This window comes from Photobacterium chitinilyticum (genome assembly GCF_004104355.1).
GTDB classification, from domain to species: Bacteria; Pseudomonadota; Gammaproteobacteria; order Enterobacterales; family Vibrionaceae; genus Photobacterium; species Photobacterium chitinilyticum.
This window is the reverse complement of record NZ_RJLM01000186.1, coordinates 1-452: the sequence shown is the minus strand read 5'-3', so window position 1 is coordinate 452 and position 452 is coordinate 1. Positions and strand designations below refer to the sequence as shown.

Sequence of the window (452 nt, the reverse complement as noted above, 5' to 3'; positions counted from 1 at the left end):
CAACAGGTTATCCAAAGCCTCAAAATCAACTTGTCGACCTTTATTATCAAGTAAATCTTGATGAATTCTTGCTAGTAAGTCATAAGCCTTATTGTAAAATTCTCTATCACTAGATGGGAGGTCAGTTTTCTTAGCTCCTAGCTTATGAGATAAACTTTCCTGCTTGGCCAGTTTGCTATCAATGCCTGCTGCTGTTTCTGCTGAAAGATCCTTGGCTGGGATATAACGAGRAACTCCATTCTCCTCAAAGACATARCCATCGCCTACTTTTCGAACAGCTTCTTTGACCAATTTCTCATCAATTGGATTGCTTGGAGCTGGTTGCGGACTTGGACTAGGTTCYGGAGTCGGTTGTGGACTTGGTTGTTCTGGTCTTGAATCTGGTACCCAATGGTTTGAACGATAACGAAGGGGAATAATACGAGCCAATTTTTCTTCCAAAGGTGACAGTT

Annotated in this window: 1 pseudogene; it reads right to left on the bottom strand. The window is 41.6% G+C overall.

The features are described from left to right. A pseudogene (locus EDI28_RS26445) lies at positions 1-452 on the bottom strand (histidine motif-containing protein); the annotation flags it as partial.